Annotated in this window: 10 protein-coding genes and 4 pseudogenes; 9 read left to right on the plus strand and 5 right to left on the minus strand. The window is 75.2% G+C overall.

The window, feature by feature from the left end; all coding sequences use genetic code 11:
- Positions 1-669: 669 nt before the first annotated feature.
- The 5 genes and pseudogenes from QMQ26_RS37895 to QMQ26_RS02975 all read left to right on the plus strand — a co-directional run.
- Positions 670-2,298, plus strand: a pseudogene (locus QMQ26_RS37895) (ATP-binding response regulator); the annotation flags it as partial.
- 110 nt (positions 2,299-2,408) lie between these two features.
- Positions 2,409-2,750, plus strand: a pseudogene (locus QMQ26_RS37900) (PAS domain S-box protein); the annotation flags it as partial.
- A gap of 437 nt (positions 2,751-3,187) precedes the next feature.
- A complete protein-coding gene (locus QMQ26_RS37905) occupies positions 3,188-4,444 on the plus strand; it encodes a PP2C family protein-serine/threonine phosphatase (RefSeq protein ID WP_404814045.1) in 1,257 nt (418 codons plus the stop codon).
- Between the two features lie 61 nt (positions 4,445-4,505).
- Positions 4,506-8,782, plus strand: a pseudogene (locus QMQ26_RS02970) (HAMP domain-containing protein).
- 94 nt (positions 8,783-8,876) lie between these two features.
- Positions 8,877-11,344 (plus strand): annotated as a pseudogene (locus QMQ26_RS02975) (SpoIIE family protein phosphatase).
- A gap of 85 nt (positions 11,345-11,429) precedes the next feature.
- On the opposite strand, the gene QMQ26_RS02980 reads toward QMQ26_RS02975, so the two are convergent.
- Positions 11,430-12,380 carry an MBL fold metallo-hydrolase gene (locus QMQ26_RS02980; protein WP_100834750.1) on the minus strand — a complete coding sequence of 317 codons (951 nt, stop codon included), beginning with the start codon at positions 12,378-12,380 and terminating at the stop codon, positions 11,430-11,432.
- A gap of 94 nt (positions 12,381-12,474) precedes the next feature.
- A complete protein-coding gene (locus QMQ26_RS02985) occupies positions 12,475-13,047 on the minus strand; it encodes a hypothetical protein (RefSeq protein ID WP_282204662.1) in 573 nt (190 codons plus the stop codon).
- Positions 13,048-13,510: 463 nt separating this feature from the next.
- On the opposite strand from QMQ26_RS02985, the gene QMQ26_RS02990 reads away from it, so the two are divergent.
- The 3 genes from QMQ26_RS02990 (at position 13,511) to QMQ26_RS03000 (ending at position 14,665) form a co-directional block, all read left to right on the plus strand.
- The gene (locus QMQ26_RS02990; protein ID WP_282204663.1) at positions 13,511-13,876 is read left to right on the plus strand and encodes a DUF6328 family protein; all 366 of its coding nucleotides are present in this window, start codon (positions 13,511-13,513) and stop codon (positions 13,874-13,876) included.
- Positions 13,877-14,125: 249 nt separating this feature from the next.
- Complete coding sequence (locus QMQ26_RS02995) at positions 14,126-14,365, plus strand: DUF4235 domain-containing protein (protein WP_404814147.1); 240 nt, start codon at positions 14,126-14,128, stop codon at positions 14,363-14,365.
- A 120-nt stretch (positions 14,366-14,485) separates the two neighbouring features.
- The gene (locus QMQ26_RS03000) at positions 14,486-14,665 is read left to right on the plus strand and encodes a hypothetical protein (RefSeq protein WP_100834753.1); all 180 of its coding nucleotides are present in this window, start codon (positions 14,486-14,488) and stop codon (positions 14,663-14,665) included.
- 156 nt (positions 14,666-14,821) lie between these two features.
- Here the strand turns inward: QMQ26_RS03000 and QMQ26_RS03005 are convergent, their stop codons facing one another.
- Complete coding sequence (locus tag QMQ26_RS03005) at positions 14,822-15,127, minus strand: helix-turn-helix transcriptional regulator (protein WP_282204664.1); 306 nt, start codon at positions 15,125-15,127, stop codon at positions 14,822-14,824.
- 240 nt (positions 15,128-15,367) lie between these two features.
- Between QMQ26_RS03005 and QMQ26_RS03010 the strand changes: the two genes are divergently transcribed.
- Complete coding sequence (locus QMQ26_RS03010) at positions 15,368-15,565, plus strand: hypothetical protein (RefSeq protein WP_282204665.1); 198 nt, start codon at positions 15,368-15,370, stop codon at positions 15,563-15,565.
- Positions 15,566-16,022: 457 nt separating this feature from the next.
- On the opposite strand, the gene QMQ26_RS03015 is transcribed toward QMQ26_RS03010, so the two are convergent.
- On the minus strand, positions 16,023-16,355 hold the full coding sequence (locus QMQ26_RS03015) for a WhiB family transcriptional regulator (RefSeq protein ID WP_282204666.1): 333 nt from the start codon (positions 16,353-16,355) through the stop codon (positions 16,023-16,025).
- Positions 16,356-16,433: 78 nt separating this feature from the next.
- Positions 16,434-17,522: a TIGR03557 family F420-dependent LLM class oxidoreductase gene (locus QMQ26_RS03020; protein WP_100834758.1), complete on the minus strand. Its 1,089-nt coding sequence runs from the start codon at positions 17,520-17,522 to the stop codon at positions 16,434-16,436.
- Between the last annotated feature and the right edge of the window lie 29 nt (positions 17,523-17,551).

Raw genomic sequence — 17,551 nt, forward strand, 5'->3', positions numbered from 1 at the left:
GCCATGCTAGGCCCTGCCGTTCGGGGCCCGGAGCCCGCCCGTCGGACCGGCTCCGGGGGTGCCGGGGTTGCCCGGCCCGGGAGCGGGCAACCGGAGGAGCACCGGGCGCGGACCCGGCACAATGCAGGCTGGCGGCGCCGCGTCCGGCGCCGCCGGGCCGGAAGGAGGAACCCGGTGACGCGGGAGCGGGCTCAGGGGGTGTTCGGCGCCGACCCGGCGGTGGGTGCCGACCTGGCGCGGGTCGACTGGTCGGCCACGCCGCTGGGCGACCCGGCGGGCTGGCCGCAGAGCCTGCGCTCGACGGTGGACATCATGCTGTCCTCGCGCTTCTCCATGTGGATGGGGTGGGGCCCGGACCTGACGTTCTTCTGCAACGGCGCGTACCGGCGCGACACGCTGGCCGACAAGTACCCGTGGGCGCTGGGCCGCCCGTTCCGCGAGGTGTGGGCGGAGGTCTGGGAGGACGCCAGGCCCCGGATCGAGCACGTGCTGACCGAGGGCGAGGCGACCTGGGACGAGGCGCTGCCGCTGCGGCTGCGGCGCTCCGGCTACCCCGAGGAGAGCTACCACACCTTCTCCTACAGCCCGCTGCGCGACGAGGCCGACGCGGTGGTCGGCGTGCTGTGCGTGGTCAGCGAGGACACCCAGCGGGTGGTCGCGGAGCGGCGGATGGCGACGCTGCGCGACCTGGGCTCCGACCCGGGGGCGGTGCGCGCCGAGGGCGAGTTCCTGGCGTTCAGCGCCGAGCAACTCGCCCGCAACCCGTACGACCTGCCCTTCACCCTGACCTATCTGTTCGACGACCTGGGCGGTGCCGAGCTGGCCGCCTCCTCCGGCGTGCCCGCGGGCCACCCGGCCGCGCCCGCCCGGATCGGGCCCGGGGAGCCGGGCCCGTGGCCGGCCGCGGCGGTCCGCCGGGGCGCGGCGGTGTCGGTGCCGCTGACCGGCGAGCGGTTCGCCGAGCTGCCGCGCGGGGCGTGGGAGGAGCCGCCCCGGCAGGCCCGGCTGGTGCCGTTGAGCGGCCCGGGCGGCGGCGGGCCGAGCGGTTTCCTGGTCGTCGGCCTCAACCGGTACCGCCCGGCGGACGACGCCTACCTGGGCTTCGTCGACCTGGTCGCGGGCCGGCTGGCGGCCGGGATCACCAGCGCCCGCGACCACGAGGCGCAGCAGCGGCGCGCGGAGCAGCTGGCCGAGCTGGACCGGGCGAAGACCGCGTTCTTCTCCAACATCAGCCACGAGTTCCGCACCCCGCTGACGCTGATCTCCGGGCCGGTCGAGGGGCTGCGGCAGCGCTTCGCGGACGCCGACCCGGACGTCCGGGAGGACCTGGAGACGGTCCACCGCAACACGCTGCGGCTGAGCCGCCTGGTCAACACGCTGCTGGACTTCTCCCGGATCGAGGCGGGCCGGATGCGGGCCCGCCCGGAGCCGGTCGACCTGTCCCGGGTCACCGCCGAGCTGGCCGCCGTGTTCCGCTCGGCCGCGCAGCGCGCCGGGCTGGTCCTGGAGGTCGACTGCGCGCCGCTGAGCGCGCCGGTGCCGGTGGACCCGGAGCTGTGGGAGAAAGTCGTCTTCAACCTGCTGAGCAACGCCCTGAAGTTCACTTTCGAGGGAACGGTCCGGGTCCGGGTGCGCGAGCGGGACGGGCGGGCCCTGGTCACCGTCGAGGACACCGGGGTGGGCGTCCCGGCCGCGGAGCTGCCGCGCCTGTTCGACCGCTTCCACCGGGTCGAGAACAGCCGGGCCCGCTCGCACGAGGGCAGCGGCATCGGCCTGGCCCTGGTCAAGGAGCTGGTCGACCTGCACGGCGGGACGATCACCGCCGACTCCGTGCCGGACCGCGGCACCTCCTTCACCATCAGCCTGCCGCTGGCGGACTCCGCCGCCCCGGCGGCCCAGGACGGCCCGGACGGCACTGCCCGCCCGGGCGCCGAGGCGTTCGTCCAGGAGGCCCTGCGCTGGGAGCACCGCCCCTCCCCCGGGCCCGCCGGGCCGCAGCCGGACGACGGCCCGGAGCCGGACGCCGGTGCGGGAACGGACGAGGGTGCGGGAACGGGCGACGGCAAACCCGCGCACGTCCTGGTCGTCGACGACAACGCCGACATGCGCGACTACCTCAGCCGCATCCTGCGCGGCGCGGGCCACCGGGTCACCGCGGTCGGCGACGGCGACCGGGCGCTGACCGCCGTCCGCACCGCCGTCCCCGAGCTGGTGATCAGCGACGTGATGATGCCCGGCACGGACGGCCTGCGGCTGGTCGCGGCGCTACGCGCCGACCCGCGCACCGCCGCCCTGCCGGTGCTGCTGCTGTCGGCCCGGGCCGGGCGGGAGGACGCCATCGACGGCTTCGAGTCGGGGCCGACGACTACCTGGTCAAGCCCTTCGCCGCGGCCGACCTGCTGGCCCGGGTGCGCGCCGCGCTGCGGCTGGCGCGGCTGCGCGACCAGCACACCCGCTGGCAGGACGCCCTGGTCGACTCGCTCCAGGACGCGTTCTTCGTCTGCGACGAGGACGGCGCCGTCGTCCAGGTCAACCAGGCGTTCACCGACATCCTCGGCTACGGCCCCGAGGGGCTGCCCTACCCGGCGCCGCACCCGTGGTGGGCGGACCCCGCCACCGACCCGGACGCCCACCGGCAGGCCGCCGACGCCCTGGCCCGGGCGACCGCCGACGGCCGCGGCAGCTCCACCGCCCCCGTCACCCACCGGGACGGCCACCGGATCTGGACGCACTCCACCTTCAGCCGCGTCCCGGACCCGGCGACCGGCCGCACCGTCACCGTCGGCACCTTCCGGGACGTCACCGCCGAGTACTACGCCATCCAGCGCGAGAGCGCCCTGGCCCTGCTCGCCGACTGCCTGAGCCGGGCCACCGGCGCCGAGGAGTCGCTCGCCTGCGCGCTGGCGGAGATGCGCGGGCTGTGGCGCGCCCGCCGGGTGGTGGCGGTCCACTTCGACCGCGCCGGGGCCGCGCCCCGGCTCACCGCCGCCGGGCCCTGCCCGGACTGGCCGGACCTGCCGGAGGAGCGCCGGGCGGCGCTGACCGCGCTGGCCGCCGCGCCCGCCCTCACTCCGGTGGAGGGGCCCGCCGGGACCGGCATCCGGCTGGAGCGGCCGGGCGGGCCGCTGGTCCTGGTGGTCGAGCTGGGCGAACGCCGCCCTTCACCCGGGAGGACGAGCTGCTGCTCGTGCTGCTGGGCGGCCGCCTGGCCCAGGGGCTGGCCCGGGCCCAGCGGATCGACCAGCAGCGCGAGACGGCCATCGCCCTCCAGCGGGCCATCCTGGGCCCGGACCGGCTGCCGCCGGGCTTCGCCGCCCGCTACGAGCCGGCCACCCCGCCGCTGGAGGTCGGCGGCGACTGGTACGACACCGTGCCGCTGCCCGACGGCCGGATCGGCATCATCGTCGGCGACTGCGTCGGGCGCGGCCTGGCCGCGGCCAGCGTGATGGGCCAGCTGCGCAGCGCCTGCCGGGCGCTGCTGCTCCAGGACCACAGCCCGGCCCGGACGCTCGCCGCGCTGGACGCGTTCGCCGCCGCCATCCCCGGCGCGGTCTGCACCACCGTGTTCTGCGGCGTCCTCGACCCGGCCACGGGTGTGCTGCGCCACTCCAGCGCCGGGCACCCGCCCGCCGTGCTGGCCCGGGCCGACGGCTCCACGGCCCTGCTCGAAGGGGGCCGCGCCCTGCCGCTGGCCGTCCGCCCCGGCCGGCCCCGGCCGGAGGCCACCGCGGTGCTGCCCGGCCGCTCCACGCTGCTGCTGTACACGGACGGGCTGGTGGAGCGGCGGCGCGAGGGCCTGGCGGAGGGCATCGCTCGGGCCGGCCGGGCGGTCGTGGCGGGCGCGGCCCTGCCCACCGCCGATCTGCCCGAGCACGTGACGGACCTGCTGCGCCCCGCCGAGGGCTTCGAGGACGACGTCGCCGTCCTGCTGTACCGGCAGCCCGCCGTCCTGACCCTGTCCTTCCCGGCCCGGCCGCAGGAGCTGCCGGCCGCCCGCGCGGCCCTGCGCGCCTGGCTGGCGGAGTGCGGCGTCCCGGCCGGGGCGGCCCGGGAGGTGTCGGCCGCCGGGGCGGCGGCCCTCGCCGAGTCCTTCGCGGACGGTGCCGAGGCCCCGCCCGACCCCGACCGCCCCGACCGCCCCGACCGCCTCGACGGCGACGGCCCGCGCTCCCCCGACGGCACCGTTCGGCTGACCGCCCGGGCCACCGCCGACCGGCTGCGGGTGACGGTCACCCGCGCCGGGGCCCCGAGGCGCTGGTGGTCCAGGCCGCCCTGTCGGCGGGCTGAGACGGCGGCCGGGGCCCGCCCGGAGCCCGCTGAGGCCCCCGCCGGACCCCCTGTCGGGGCCCTGCCAGGTCTCCCACCTGGGAGTTTTCCGGCGTTCCGGCCACTGGGTAGCCTCGCCGGGGGTCCGGGATCACGGCTGTTCGGCCGTTCCAGGTAGCCCGTGCGCTTGATCGGTTGCCCGGCCGTACGGCGGGGCGTGGCAGGAGGCGGAGCTTTCGATGGCTGGCTCGACGACGTCGCGGAACCCGCACCCGGACGCGGCGGCCGTCCGATCCCAGATCGGCGAGGCCGAACTCCGGCTGCTGCTGGCGGGTCTGACCGCGGTGCGCGACGGTGACTTCAGCACCAAGCTGGCCGGTGACTCGGACGGGCTGCTGGGCGAGATCGCCACCGTGTTCAACGGCATGGTGGACCAGCTGTCCCGGTTCACCTCCGAGGTGACCCGGGTGGCCCGCGAGGTCGGCACCGAGGGGCAGCTGGGCGGCCAGGCCGTGGTGCCCGGGGTGTCCGGCACCTGGGAGGACCTGACCGACTCGGTCAACGCGATGGCGGGCAACCTCACCACCCAGGTCCGCAACATCGCGCAGGTCACCACCGCGGTCGCCAACGGCGACCTGACCCGGAAGATCGACGTCGCCGCGCGCGGCGAGATCCTGGAGCTCAAGACCACCATCAACACCATGGTCGACCAGCTCAGTTCGTTCGCCGGGGAGGTCACCCGCGTCGCCCGCGAGGTCGGCACCGAGGGCATCCTCGGCGGCCAGGCCGACGTGAAGGGCGTCTCCGGGACGTGGCGCGACCTGACCGACAGCGTCAACTCGATGGCGGGCAACCTGACCGGCCAGGTCCGCGCGATCGCCCAGGTGGCGACCGCGGTGGCCGAGGGCGACCTGTCGCAGAAGATCACCGTGACCGCGCGCGGCGAGATCCTGGAGCTGAAGGACACCATCAACACGATGGTGGACCAGCTCAGTTCGTTCGCCGGGGAGGTCACCCGCGTCGCCCGCGAGGTCGGCACCGAGGGCCGGCTCGGCGGGCAGGCCGACGTCCGCGACGTGTCCGGCACCTGGCGCGACCTGACCGAGTCGGTCAACGTGATGGCCGACAACCTGACCGCCCAGGTCCGCGCGATCGCCCAGGTCACCACGGCCGTCGCCAAGGGCGACCTGACGCAGAAGATCCGGGTGGACGCCCGGGGCGAGATCCTGGAGCTGAAGGAGACCATCAACACGATGGTCGACCAGCTCTCGGCGTTCGCCGACGAGGTCACCCGCGTGGCCCGCGAGGTCGGCACGGCCGGCAACCTGGGCGGCCAGGCCACCGTCCGGGGCGTCTCCGGCACCTGGAAGGACCTGACCGACAACGTCAACGTGATGGCGTCCAACCTGACCGGCCAGGTCCGTTCGATCGCGCAGGTCGCCACCGCGGTGGCCCGCGGCGACCTGAGCCAGAAGATCACCGTCGAGGCGGAGGGCGAGGTCGCCGCGCTGGCCGGGGTGATCAACACCATGGTGGACACCCTCTCGGCGTTCGCCGACGAGGTCACCCGCGTGGCCCGCGAGGTCGGCACCGAGGGCATCCTCGGCGGCCAGGCCCGGGTGCCGAACGTCGCGGGCACCTGGAAGGACCTCACCGACAACGTCAACTTCATGGCGCACAACCTGACGTCGCAGGTCCGCAACATCGCGCAGGTCACCACCGCGGTCGCCAACGGCGACCTGACCCGCAAGATCGACGTCGACGCGCGCGGCGAGATCCTGGAGCTCAAGACCACCATCAACACCATGGTCGACCAGCTCGGCTCGTTCGCCGCCGAGGTCACCCGCGTCGCCCGCGAGGTCGGCAGCGAGGGCCGACTGGGCGGCCAGGCCGAGGTGGAGGGCGTCTCCGGCACCTGGAAGCGGCTCACCGAGAACGTCAACGAGCTGGCCGGGAACCTCACCCGGCAGGTCCGCGCGATCGCCGAGGTGACCAGCGCCGTCGCGGCGGGCGACCTGACCCGCTCGGTCACCGTGGACGCCTCCGGCGAGGTCGCCGACCTCAAGGACAACGTCAACGCGATGGTCGGCTCGCTGCGCGAGACCACCCGCGCCAACGAGGAGCAGGACTGGCTCAAGACCAACCTGGCCCGCTTCTCCGGCCTGCTCCAGGGCCAGCGGGACCTCGCGGTGGTCGCCGAGGCGGTGATGGACGAGCTCACCCCGCTGGTGGGCGCCCAGGTCGGCGCGTTCTACCTGGCCGAGGAGGGCGACCGGGGCACGGTGCTGCGGCTGTTCGGCTCGTACGCCTACCCGGACGGCGAGCGGCCGACCAGCTTCCGGCTCGGCGAGTCGTTCGTCGGCCAGGCCGCCCGCAGCCGGCGCACCATCGCGTCGAGACGCTCCCCTCCGGCTACCTGGCGGCCTCCTCCGGCCTGGGCCGGACCGAGGAGCTGTCGCTGCTGGTCGTCCCGATCGTGGTCGAGGAGCTGGTGCTCGGCGTCATCGAGCTGGCCTCGGTCCGGCCGTACACCGCCGTCCACCGGGCCTTCCTGGACCAGCTGATGGAGACCATCGGCGTCAACGTCAACACGATCGTCGCCAACGCCCGCACCGACGAACTGCTCGGCGAGTCGCAGCGGCTGACCGCCGAACTCCAGGTCCGCTCGCAGGAGCTGCAGGCCCGGCAGGAGGAGCTCCAGGCGTCCAACGCGGAACTGGAGGACAAGGCCGCCCTGCTGGCCGCCCAGAACCGGGACATCGAGACCAAGAACCTGGAGATCGAGCAGGCCCGGCAGGAGCTGGAGGAGCGCGCGCACCAGCTCTCGCTGGCCTCGACGTACAAGTCGGAGTTCCTGGCCAACATGAGCCACGAGCTGCGCACCCCGCTCAAGCCTGCTGATCCTGGCCCAGCTGCTCGCCCAGAACCCCACCCGGAACCTGACCGCCAAGCAGGTCGAGTACGCGGGCATCATCCACTCGGCCGGCTCGGACCTGCTCCAGCTGATCAACGACATCCTCGACCTGTCCAAGGTCGAGGCCGGGAAGATGGACCTCAACCCCGAGCCGGTGGCGCTGCGCAGCCTGCTGGAGTACGCCGAGGCCACCTTCAAGCCGCTGACCGGGCAGAAGAGCCTGGCCTTCACCGTGCGCACCGCCCCGGACGTGCCCGAGGACATCGTCACCGACGACTACCGGCTGCGCCAGGTGCTGCGGAACCTGCTCTCCAACGCGGTGAAGTTCACCGAGCGCGGCCGGGTCGAGCTGCGGATCGGGCTGGCCCCGAGGACCAGATCCCCGAGGGCGTGCGCCGCGGCGGCCCGGTGCTGGCCTTCCGGGTCTCCGACACCGGCATCGGCATCGCGCCGCAGCACCTGGAGACCGTCTTCGGCGCCTTCCAGCAGGCCGACGGCACCACCAGCCGCAAGTACGGCGGCACCGGCCTGGGCCTGTCGATCAGCCGGGAGATCGCCTACCTGCTCGGCGGCGCGATCACCGCCGAGAGCGTGCTGGGCAGCGGCAGCACCTTCACCCTGTTCCTGCCGGTGACCCGGCCGGAGTTCCTGGCCCTGGAGGCCGGCCCGCGCGCCGACGCGGCGGTCGGCGGCCCGGCGGCGGCCGACCTGCCGCACCAGGTCTCCGAGGAGGGCGGGACGGCGCTCCAGCCGCGCCGCCTGTTGGTGGTCGAGGACCGCCAGGGCGGCCTGCTGTCGCTGGTCGCCGAGAACGCCACCGCCGAGCCGGCCGGCCTCACCGGGGCCAAGGAGGGCCGCCGCCGGGTCGAGGTGGTCACCGCGGTCGGCGCGGCGGAGGCCGCGGCCGTCCTGGCCTCGGCGCCCTCGCACTGCGTGGTGCTGGACCTCGACCTGCCCGACGGCGCCGCCCCGGCGCTGCTGCGCGACATGGACCGCGACCCGGCGCTCCAGGGCGTGCCGGTGCTGGTGCACAGCAACCGCGGCACGCCGGGCGACGCCGACGCGCTCTCCCGGGCCGGCGCCCGGCCGCTGGAGGTCATCTCCAGCCTGGACGAGCTGCGCGAGCGGATCGCCCTGCACATGAGCGCCGACCACCCCGGCGACGTGCCGCTGGTGCGCGGCACCCCGCAGGACGCCACCTGGGAGGCGGCCGGGGTGGACTCCGCGCTGAGCGGCCGCCTGGTGCTGGTCGTCGACGACGACGACCGCAACCTGTACGCCATCACCGGCATCCTGGAGCTGCACGGGATGCGGGTGCTCCAGGCCGAGAACGGCCGGGCGGCGCTGGAGACGCTGGCCGCCAACCCCGGCATCGACGTGATCCTGATGGACGTGATGATGCCCGAGATGGACGGCTACACCGCCACCGCGGCGATCCGCGCGATGCCGCGGTACGCGGCGCTGCCGATCATCGCCGTGACCGCCAAGGCCATGGTGGGCGACCGGGAGAAGAGCCTCGCCTCCGGGGCCAGCGACTACATCACCAAGCCCGTCGACGCCGGTGAGCTGATCGGCCGGATCGAGGCCCAGCTCACCGAGTAGCCGCCCCGCTCCCCCGCCCGTCCCCCGTCCGCCCAGCAGAGCCGCAGGAGTCCACGCCGTGCACCAGTCCCGGGAGCCGCGCCCCGACCAGAGCCTGCCGACCACGCCGACCGGGTCCGGGCTGATCGGCGCCCAGCGCCCCGCCCCGTCCGCGCCCTTCCTGCCGTCCGTGCCGTTCGCGGTGCCGGACGGCACGGTCGCGGGCCACCACCCGCGCGACGGCGACCCGGCGGACGACGACCCGACGGTCGACGGGGCGCTCGGGCGGCTGGCCGGCACCGTGGAGGAGCTGCGCCGGCAGCTGGACGACGCGCAGGCGCACGCCGCGGGGCGGTCGTGGTGGAGATGGCGGTCGGCATCCTGGTGGAGCGGCTGCGCTGCGGTCCCACCGAGGCCGCCCGGCAGCTGGACCTGCTGGCGGGGCAGGCCGGTTCCACCCCGCTGGAGCTGGCGGCGGGCCTGGTCAACCAGGCCGCCGCGGACAAGATCTCCGAGGCCGCCCAGGACTTCGTGGCGCGGGCGGCGAACCCGGCGTCCCAGCGGGTCGGCGTGCGGCTGCGCAACACCGAGGCGGACGCGCTGAGCGCGACCGACGCGGCGGCGGCGGCCCGCGCGATGCTGGAGCACGCGCTGCGGCCGCTGGGCGCGGTCGCGGTGGCGATCTGGGCGGCCCGGCCGGACCTGTCGCTGGCGCTGGCGGGCAGCGCGGGCTTCGCCGACGCGGAGGCCCGGCGGTGGCGCCACGTGCCGCCGGGGTGGTCACCGCGGCCCGCCGGGCGCTGGACGAGCGGGCGCCGGTGACGTACCGCACCCTGGCGGACGCGTCGGTGCCCTCGATCGGCCAGCACGAGGCCGGCGGCGGCCGGGTCGCCGTGCCGGCGGGGGTCGGCGGCCGGTTGATCGGCGTGCTGGAGGTGTGCTGGCGCGACGAGCTGCCGAGGTGGTCGCAGTCGCTGCACCGGCAGTTCGAGGCGTTGGCCGAGCTGTGCGCGGCCACCCTGGAGACCTGGACCGGGGACGCGCCGGACGACGCCCCGGGGGCCGGGCGGCTGGAGGAGCTGAGCCGGCTGGTCGACGGCGTCCTCGACCCGTGCATGATCCTGGAGCCCGCCGACGACGCCTTCCCGCCGCGGTTCGTGATCCGCTACGCCAATCCGGCGTTCGTGGACTTCGCGGGCCGCCCGACCGGGGCGATCGTGGGCTCCCCGCTGCTGGAGGCGTACCCGCTGGCCGCGCAGGAGGGCAACCTGCTGGAGGCGGTGGAGGACGTGCACGCCACCGGGGCGCCGTTCAAGGACCCCCGGATGCAGCTGGCCGCCCTGGTCGACGGGGTGCCGCTGACCACCGACGCGTACGTGTCGATCAGCCGGCACGGCAACCACGTCACCGTGCTGTGGCGGCTGACCGACAGCACCCCGAAGATCGCGCGGCTGCTGCACCACGCGCAGCGGCTGGGCCGGATCGGCGGCTTCGAGGAGGACCTGACCACCCGCGAGGTGGTCTGGAACGAGACGCTGTTCGAGCTGTACGGGCTGCCGGCCACCGACCGGCCGATCGCGCTGGAGCGGCTGGTCGACCACGCCACCCGGACGACCGGCACGCGGTGGGCCGCTTCCTGCGCACCCTGCTGCACCACCGGCGCCCGGCGTCCACGGCCTTCCGCCTCCAGCGGGCGGACGGGGTGACCGGCACATCCGGGTGGTGGCCGAGCCGGTGCACGACCGGCTGGAGCAGGTCAGCGCGGTCCGCGGCGCCTACCAGGACGTCTCCGCGCAGCACTGGACCGAGGTCGCGCTGGCCGCCACCCGCGACCAGCTGGCGCAGAGCGAGCAGCAGGTCGCCGAGCGGCACCGGCTGGTGCTCCAGCTCCAGCACGCCATCATGCCGCCCAGCGTCAGGTCGCGGACGCTGAACAACCTCGACGTGGCGGTGCGCTACCGCCCGGCCGAGAAGGACCACCTGGTCGGCGGCGACTGGTACGACGCGCTGCCGCTGCCCTCCGGGCAGGTGCTGGTGTGCGTCGGCGACGTCGCCGGGCACGGCATCGAGGCGGCCACCGGGATGGTCGCGCTGCGCAACGCGCTGCGCGGCCTGGCCGCGACCGGGGCCGGTCCGGCCCAGCTGCTGGCCTGGCTGAACAGCGTGACGCACCACCTGACCGACAACGTCACGGCTACCGCGGTCTGCGGCCTGTACGACCCGGAGCGCCGCCTGCTGCGCTGGGCCCGGGCCGGCCACCTGCCGCCGGTCCTGCTGCGCGGCGGGGCGGCGGAGTGCCTGCCGCAGGTGGACGGCATCCTGCTGGGCGTAATCGACCAGGCCGACTACCAGGAGAGCGAGATCGCGCTGGCGCCGGGCGACCGGATCGTGATGTACACCGACGGTCTGATCGAGCGCCGCGACCAGGGGCTGCACGCCTCGCTCGCCAACCTGGTCAGCCTCTCCGAGGCCGCCCCCCGCGAGGGCGCCACCGCACTGGACGCCCACCTGGACCACCTGCTGCGCTTCAGCGGCGCCGACACCGACGACGACACCTGCCTGGTGGGCATGGAGGTGCGGTAGGCCCGGTCCGGTCGGTCCTGTCGGATCGGCGCGCGGCGCCCGGCAAGACCGACCGGACCGGGCCCAACCGGCGCCGCCGGGCGGGTCAGGCGCGCAGCCGCAGGGTGCCCAGGTGCTCGGGGCGGATCAGCCGGGTGCGCGGGGCCAGGGCGCGGACCTGGGTGAGCAGGCCGTCCAGGTCCATCGACGGGTCCTGGACGGCCGGGTCGGTCAGCGGCGTCTCGAAGACGTCCCAGTGCACGGGGACGACGGTGCGCGGGAAGTCGAGCGCCTGGAGCAGCCGGGGCACGTACCGGTGGGTGGTGCGGGCGGTGCTCTCCACGGCGATCATCGCGACGTCGGGGCGCAGGCCGGCGTAGGCGTGCTCGACGAAGTCGCTGGCCCCGGTCAGCAGGGTCTGCGGGCCGTCGCCCAGTTGGACCTGGAAGGCCAGGGTGTCGCCCTCGACGAGTTCGCCGATCGTCGTGGGGGCCTGCGCGGGCGGCGCGGTCAGGGTGCCCGGCGCCCAGTAGCGGTGCTTGGCGTTGCGGCTGTGCAGGCTGGCCACCACCCGGACGGTGAAGCCGCCGAAGTCGAGCACCTCGCCGCCCTTGACCACGATCAGCTGGGCCGGGTCCACGCCCATGGCCTGGAGCAGGTGGCAGGTGGTGGCGGTGCCGACCACCCGCACGCCCCGGCTGGTGGCGATGTGCGGGACGTCGTTGACGTGGTCCCAGTGGCTGTGGCTGACCAGCACCAGGTCCGGTGTCCCGAGGTGCGGGTCGACCGCGGCGGGGTCGACGGTGAGCGGGGTCTTCGGGTCGAAGCCGTGGGTGGGGTAGCGGGTGAGGTACGGGTCGAACAGCACGGTCTTCCCGTTGCCCTCGATCCGCCAGCCGCTGTTGCCCAGCCAGGTGAACGCCGTCTCGCCGCCGCCCGGTTGCTGCGGCTCGCCCGCGGCGGCGGCTGCGGGAACGGCTCCGGCCACCGGCAGCAGGGCGGCTCCCGCGACCGCCGTCCGGAGGAGTCCGCGTCGTCCTAAGGTGTTGTCGCTCATGCCCGGGAAGGACGGTCGATCGTGGGCTGCCGGTTCCGCCGGGCGGGCGGTTCTCCCGGGTCCGGCGGCCGGTCTCCCCGGTCCGGCGGCGCGGCTACTGGTCGAGGACGCCCACCGCGTGGGCGATGACGAGCAGCGAGGTGATGAGCGCGGCGATGCTCTCGATCGCCATCAGGGCCTTGGCCCGGGTGGAGAGCGGCATGGTGTCGGTGGGGCTGAAGGCGGTCGAGTTGGTCACCGAGACGTACAGGTAGTCCATCAGGGTGGGCACCCAGTCGCTGGTGCGGGAGGAGCTGTCGGCGACCTCCTCGACGGCGTCGTCGTTCTCGTCCTGGGAGAACCGGAAGTCGGCGAGCGGCAGTTCGGAGCGGTCGGCCTGGGTGCGCACCACCGGGCCGCCGCGGTCCAGCTCCCAGAAGGCCAGGCCGAAGACGATGATGCTGGTGGCCCAGACCTGGAGTGCGGCGAGCAGCAGCGGGCCGCCCTCCTGGGCCTTGCTGGTCACCATCGCCTCGACCAGCAGGCCGAGGGAGACCAGGTTGCTGATGCCGATCAGGGCGACCAGGACCAGCGACAGGACGCGGGAGAAGCGGTTCTGCCGGGTCATCCGGCGCGGGTTGACCGCGATCAGCGGGATCAGCAGCAGCACCTCCAGCGCGGGCAGCACGAACCGGGGGACGAGCAGCAGTTGTTCGGGCAGCGCCAGGTAGAGCAGGACGGCCGTCAGGGTGGCCAGTACGGCGGGCAGCCTGGCCTCGCCCGGCGCTCGTGGCGCGGGAAGCGCTGGAGCGCCTTCGCGCGGTGGTCGTTGACGTGCCGTTCCGCACTGTCCATGGACGGGCCTTCCGGTCGGGTCGGATATCCCCTCGCATGCCCGGTCGGCCGCCGCCCACGCCAGGTCGGCATGGGTGCGGGCCCGCCGGGCAGCCGCTCCCCGGGGCGCGACACGACCCCGCGGGCGCCCGGGTGGGAACCGCGGGGCCCGGCGCGGGGCGAGAATCGGCCCCGGGCCCGCGCCCCGGTTCGGGCACGACGATCGAAAGGACCCCAGTGAGCGACTCCTCGGCCCCGACGGTGGGCCCGGCCGCGACGAGAGCCCGCAGGAGCGGGCCGACCGGCAGTGGGACGAGATGCTCCAGGAGGTGCGGGTCGCCCAGACCGGCGCCCAGATCCTGTTCGGCTTCCTGCTGAGCGTCGCCTTCACGCCGCGGTTCGCCACGCTGGACGATTTCGACCGGAACCTCTACACGGCCACCGTCATCCTGGGCGCCTGCGCGACCGCCTCGCTGATCGCCCCGGTCGCCTTCCACCGGCTGCTGGCCGGGCACGACCTGAAGCCGGTGCTGATCCGCACCGGCTCCCGGCTGCTCGGGCTGGGGCTGACCCTGCTCGCGCTGACCATCGGCTGCGCCCTGTTGCTGCTGCTGCGCACCGCGACGGCAACGCCGTGCTCGCCGCGGTGGTCTCCGCCGCCGGGCTCGGCTACTTCGCGCTGACCTGGCTGGTGCTGCCCTCCCTGCTGCTGCGCCACGAGGAGCGCCGGCCCGGGGGCGCGGCCGCGCCGGGCGGTGAGCGCCCCGCCTCCCGGGGGCGGTCGTCTGCCGGGGACGGTCGTTCGCGGGTGGGGCGGTCGTTTGCGGGTGGGGCGGTCGGGCAGCCGCGCGGGAGGCCCGGCGGTCCGGCGGCGGGCCGGGAGGAGAGGAGGCCCGGTGAACGCGGCAGTGGTGGTATACAAGCCGGTCGGCATGCTGGTGGGGGCGCTCGGCGGGGTGCTGGCCGGGGCGGTGTTCAAACGGCTGTGGCGGCGGATCGCCCACGAGGAGGACACCCCGAACGCGACCGACGAGGACCGGGGCTGGCGGCAGGTGCTGACCGCCGCCGCGCTCCAGGGCGCGCTGTTCGCGCTGGTGAAGGCGGTCCTGGACCGGTCGGGGGCGGTCGCCTGGCGCCGGGTGACGGGCACCTGGCCCGCAGGCCGGAACTGAGGGCGGCGCCGGGTCCGGGCCGCCGGGCCGGGCGCGCGGGTTCACCCGATCGGCCCGGTGTGACGGCCCCGGTCGGGGGTAGCCGCCGGGTGTCCCAGTCGGAGACGGAGAGGAACAGCCATGACCACGCAGGACGGCAAGGACCGGGCCGCGCAGGACGCACCGGAGGAGAGCGTGCGCGAGCGGTCGGCCGAGGAGCGCGAGATCACCGCGCCGACTCCCGCCGACGTGCGGGCGAAGGCCGAGGACGGCCGGAAGGACGAGCCCGAGCCGCCGGCCGCGGACAGCCAGGCGCCCTGAGCGTCCGCCCCCGTCCCGGTCTCCGTCCCTCCGGGGGCGGGGCCGGGACGGTCGTTTTCCGGCCGGACCGGCGCGGGCGGCGGGTCGGGGGACGGCCGGGCGCAGGCCGGCAGGTCGACACGGCGGGTCGGGCGTGACCGGTCAGGACGTGACCGGTCAGGACGTGGCCGGCGGGGTGAGCAGGGCGGAGAGCAGCTCGGCGATGGTGGGCCCGGCGTCGGCGGGGTGGCGCAGCTGGCCGTCGATGACGCGGTAGTGGTTGGTGCGTCCGCGACGCTCGTGGGTGAGGTACCCGGCCTCTTCCAGATCGACGATGATCCGCTGCACCGCGCGCTCGGTGAGCAGGCAGCGGGCGGCTATGTCGCGCACCCGGATGCCGGGGTCGCGGTAGATCTGGATCAGCACCCTGGCGTGATTGGTCAGGAAGGTCCACTGGCGGCTGGATTCGGCGGTTCGCTCCACCGCTCCAGCATAGGTAGTGGACTTCACGACTCGTCATGCATGACATAATTTTCGTGCATTCATTGACGCATGTTGGGTGTGCGGGGACAGTGGGACCTGCCGGTCTCCCGCACCGGTGCCTGGAGGCGATGTGGTGGAGGCTTTGACCCGAGCGCGACTTGAGCACTTCGCCGCGGTCCTGACCGCCGGCGCCGGCGCCGACCAGGCCCTGCGCCGCAGCTGCGGTACGCGATCGCCGGGGTGCGGGCCTACCTCGCGGCCGCCGAGGACGGCGCACCGGTGGCCGACCAGCTGCGCGGCAACGCCGTCGCGCTGTGGGAGATCCTGGGGGCCGCGGTGGCGAAGGCGCCGACCGGGTCCGAGTCGCTGCCCGCCCCCGCTCCGGGCCGGACGCCCGGTCCGCCGCCGTCCCGGCCGGTGCTGCGGTCGGCGCCCTGAGGTGACCCGGCGCACCGACCGGACGGCCGTGGTGCGCGCCCCCGATCTGCGGATCGAGACCCGGCGCACCGGCGGCACCGTCCGGTGCGCCCTGGTCGGCGCCCTGCACCAGGACAACCAGCACGCCTTCGCGCTCGCCCTGCACCGCGGACTGCGGGCCCGTCCGGCCGGGCTCTGCGTCGACCTGCGGGCGGTCGAGCTGTTCACCTCGTCCGCCCTGGACACCCTGCTGCGGGCCCGGCAGGCGGCGGGCGTGCTCGGGGTGGCGCTGGCGCTGGGCTCCCGGCGCCCTGCGTGCGCCGGGTGCTGGAGATCACCCACTGCGCGCCGTACCTGCCGGTCGAGGAGGCGGGGGTGCGGACGGCCGTCCGGCCCCGGCCGCACGCGGTCCGGACCGGGCCGCCGGGAACGCCGCGGGCCGACCGGGGTCCGGTCGGCCCGCGTGGCGTCGTCGTGGTCAGGCGGCGACGGGGGTGACCCGGGCAGCGGCGGGGGTGACCCGGGCGGCGGCGGGCTCGCGGCGCACCAGCAGGGCGCGCCGCTCGTCCTCGGTCAGGCCGCCCCAGACTCCGTAGGGCTCTCGGGTGGCGAGGGCGTACCGGCGGCACTCCAGGCGGACCGGGCAGCCGCCGCACACCCGCTTCGCGGCCTGCTCGCGCTCCCGGGCCTCGGCGCGGCCCTCGTTCGCGGGTCGGAAGAAGACCTCGCTGCCGACGGTGCGGCAGGAGCCTTCGAGCTGCCAGTCCCAGTGGTGCGTCTGCGCGCCGGGGAGGCGAGAGGCCTTGGTCACGACGTTGCCTTCCGAACGGTGGAATCGAACAACCACCGTCTAACCGGCCGTCCGTCGGTCATGCACGTTCCGTCCGGTTCACTGTCCGGAATCGGTGCGGGCGAACTCGGGGCCGTCCCCGGCGTCCTTGGTGCGCTCGTCCGGGGCGGGGGCGCCCTCCCCGGTCATCCGGGCCTCCGGGGTCTCCAGCGGCCGGTGCGCGTCCGCTGCGGCGCCCCGCAGGGCGGGCAGCACCCGGTCCCGGTAGGCGTCGAAGAAGGCGTCCTGGTCGGGGCCGATCTGTCCGACGTACACCTCGTCGAAGCCGGCCCGCTCGTAGGCGCGGACCGCCTCGACGTGCGCCTCGACGTCGTCGCCGCAGGTCACGGCGTCGGCGACCATCTCCCGGGTGACGAGTTCACTGGCCTGCTCGAAGTGCGCCGGGGTGGGCAGCAGTTGGGCGAGTTCGCCGGGGAGCAGCTCGGTCGGCCAGCGGCGGTGCACCTCGTCGATCGCCTTCTCCCGGTCGGTGCTCCAGCAGACCTTGAGGCCGCCGACCACGGGCTTGCCCGCGCCGCCCGCGTCCCGGAAGACGGCGATCAGGTCGGCGTCGGGCGTCATGGTGACGAAGCCGTCGCCGATCCGGGCGGCCGTCGCGGCGGCCCGGGGGCCGAACCCGGAGACCAGGATCGGCAGCCGGCCGGGGGGCGCGGTGTAGAGCCGGGCGTTGTCGACGGTGTAGTGCGGGCCGCGGTGGCTGACCTGGCGGCCGGTGAACAGCTCGCGCATCACCTCGACCGCCTCCTCCAGCATCTCGGCGCGCTCCTCGTAGGAGGGCCAGCGGTCGCCCAGGACGTGCTCGTTGAGCGCCTCGCCGGTGCCCACGCCGAGGGTGAACCGGCCCTCCAGCAGGACGCTGGAGGTGGCCGCCGCCTGCGCGGTGACCGCCGGGTGCAGGCGGACGGTGGGGCAGGTCACCAGGGTGGTGACGGGCAGGTCGACGGCCTGCGAGAGCGCGCCGATCACCGACCAGACGAAGGCGCTGTTGCCCTGCGCCTCGTTCCACGGGTGGAAGTGGTCGGAGATCGCGAGCCGGGTGAACCCGGCGGCCTGGGCCCGCTCGGCCTGGTGGATCAGTTCCTGCGGGGTGAACTCCTCGCAGGACAGGAAGAACCCGTACTCGGTCATCACGACTCCTCGCTCTCGGTGTCCGTGTC

The sequence above is a fragment of the Kitasatospora fiedleri genome (assembly GCF_948472415.1).
Taxonomy (GTDB): Bacteria; Actinomycetota; Actinomycetes; order Streptomycetales; family Streptomycetaceae; genus Kitasatospora; species Kitasatospora fiedleri.

Excerpts from the sequence above, each read along its gene's own strand:
- QMQ26_RS02990 (WP_282204663.1), top strand. The coding sequence starts at position 13,511 with ATGCTCCAGGAGGTGCGGGTCGCCCAGACCGGCGCCCAGATCCTGTTC.
- QMQ26_RS03020 (WP_100834758.1), bottom strand. The coding sequence starts at position 17,522 with ATGACCGAGTACGGGTTCTTCCTGTCCTGCGAGGAGTTCACCCCGCAG.
- QMQ26_RS03000 (WP_100834753.1), top strand. The coding sequence starts at position 14,486 with ATGACCACGCAGGACGGCAAGGACCGGGCCGCGCAGGACGCACCGGAG.
- QMQ26_RS02980 (WP_100834750.1), bottom strand. The coding sequence starts at position 12,380 with ATGAGCGACAACACCTTAGGACGACGCGGACTCCTCCGGACGGCGGTC.
- QMQ26_RS02995 (WP_404814147.1), top strand. The coding sequence starts at position 14,126 with ATGCTGGTGGGGGCGCTCGGCGGGGTGCTGGCCGGGGCGGTGTTCAAA.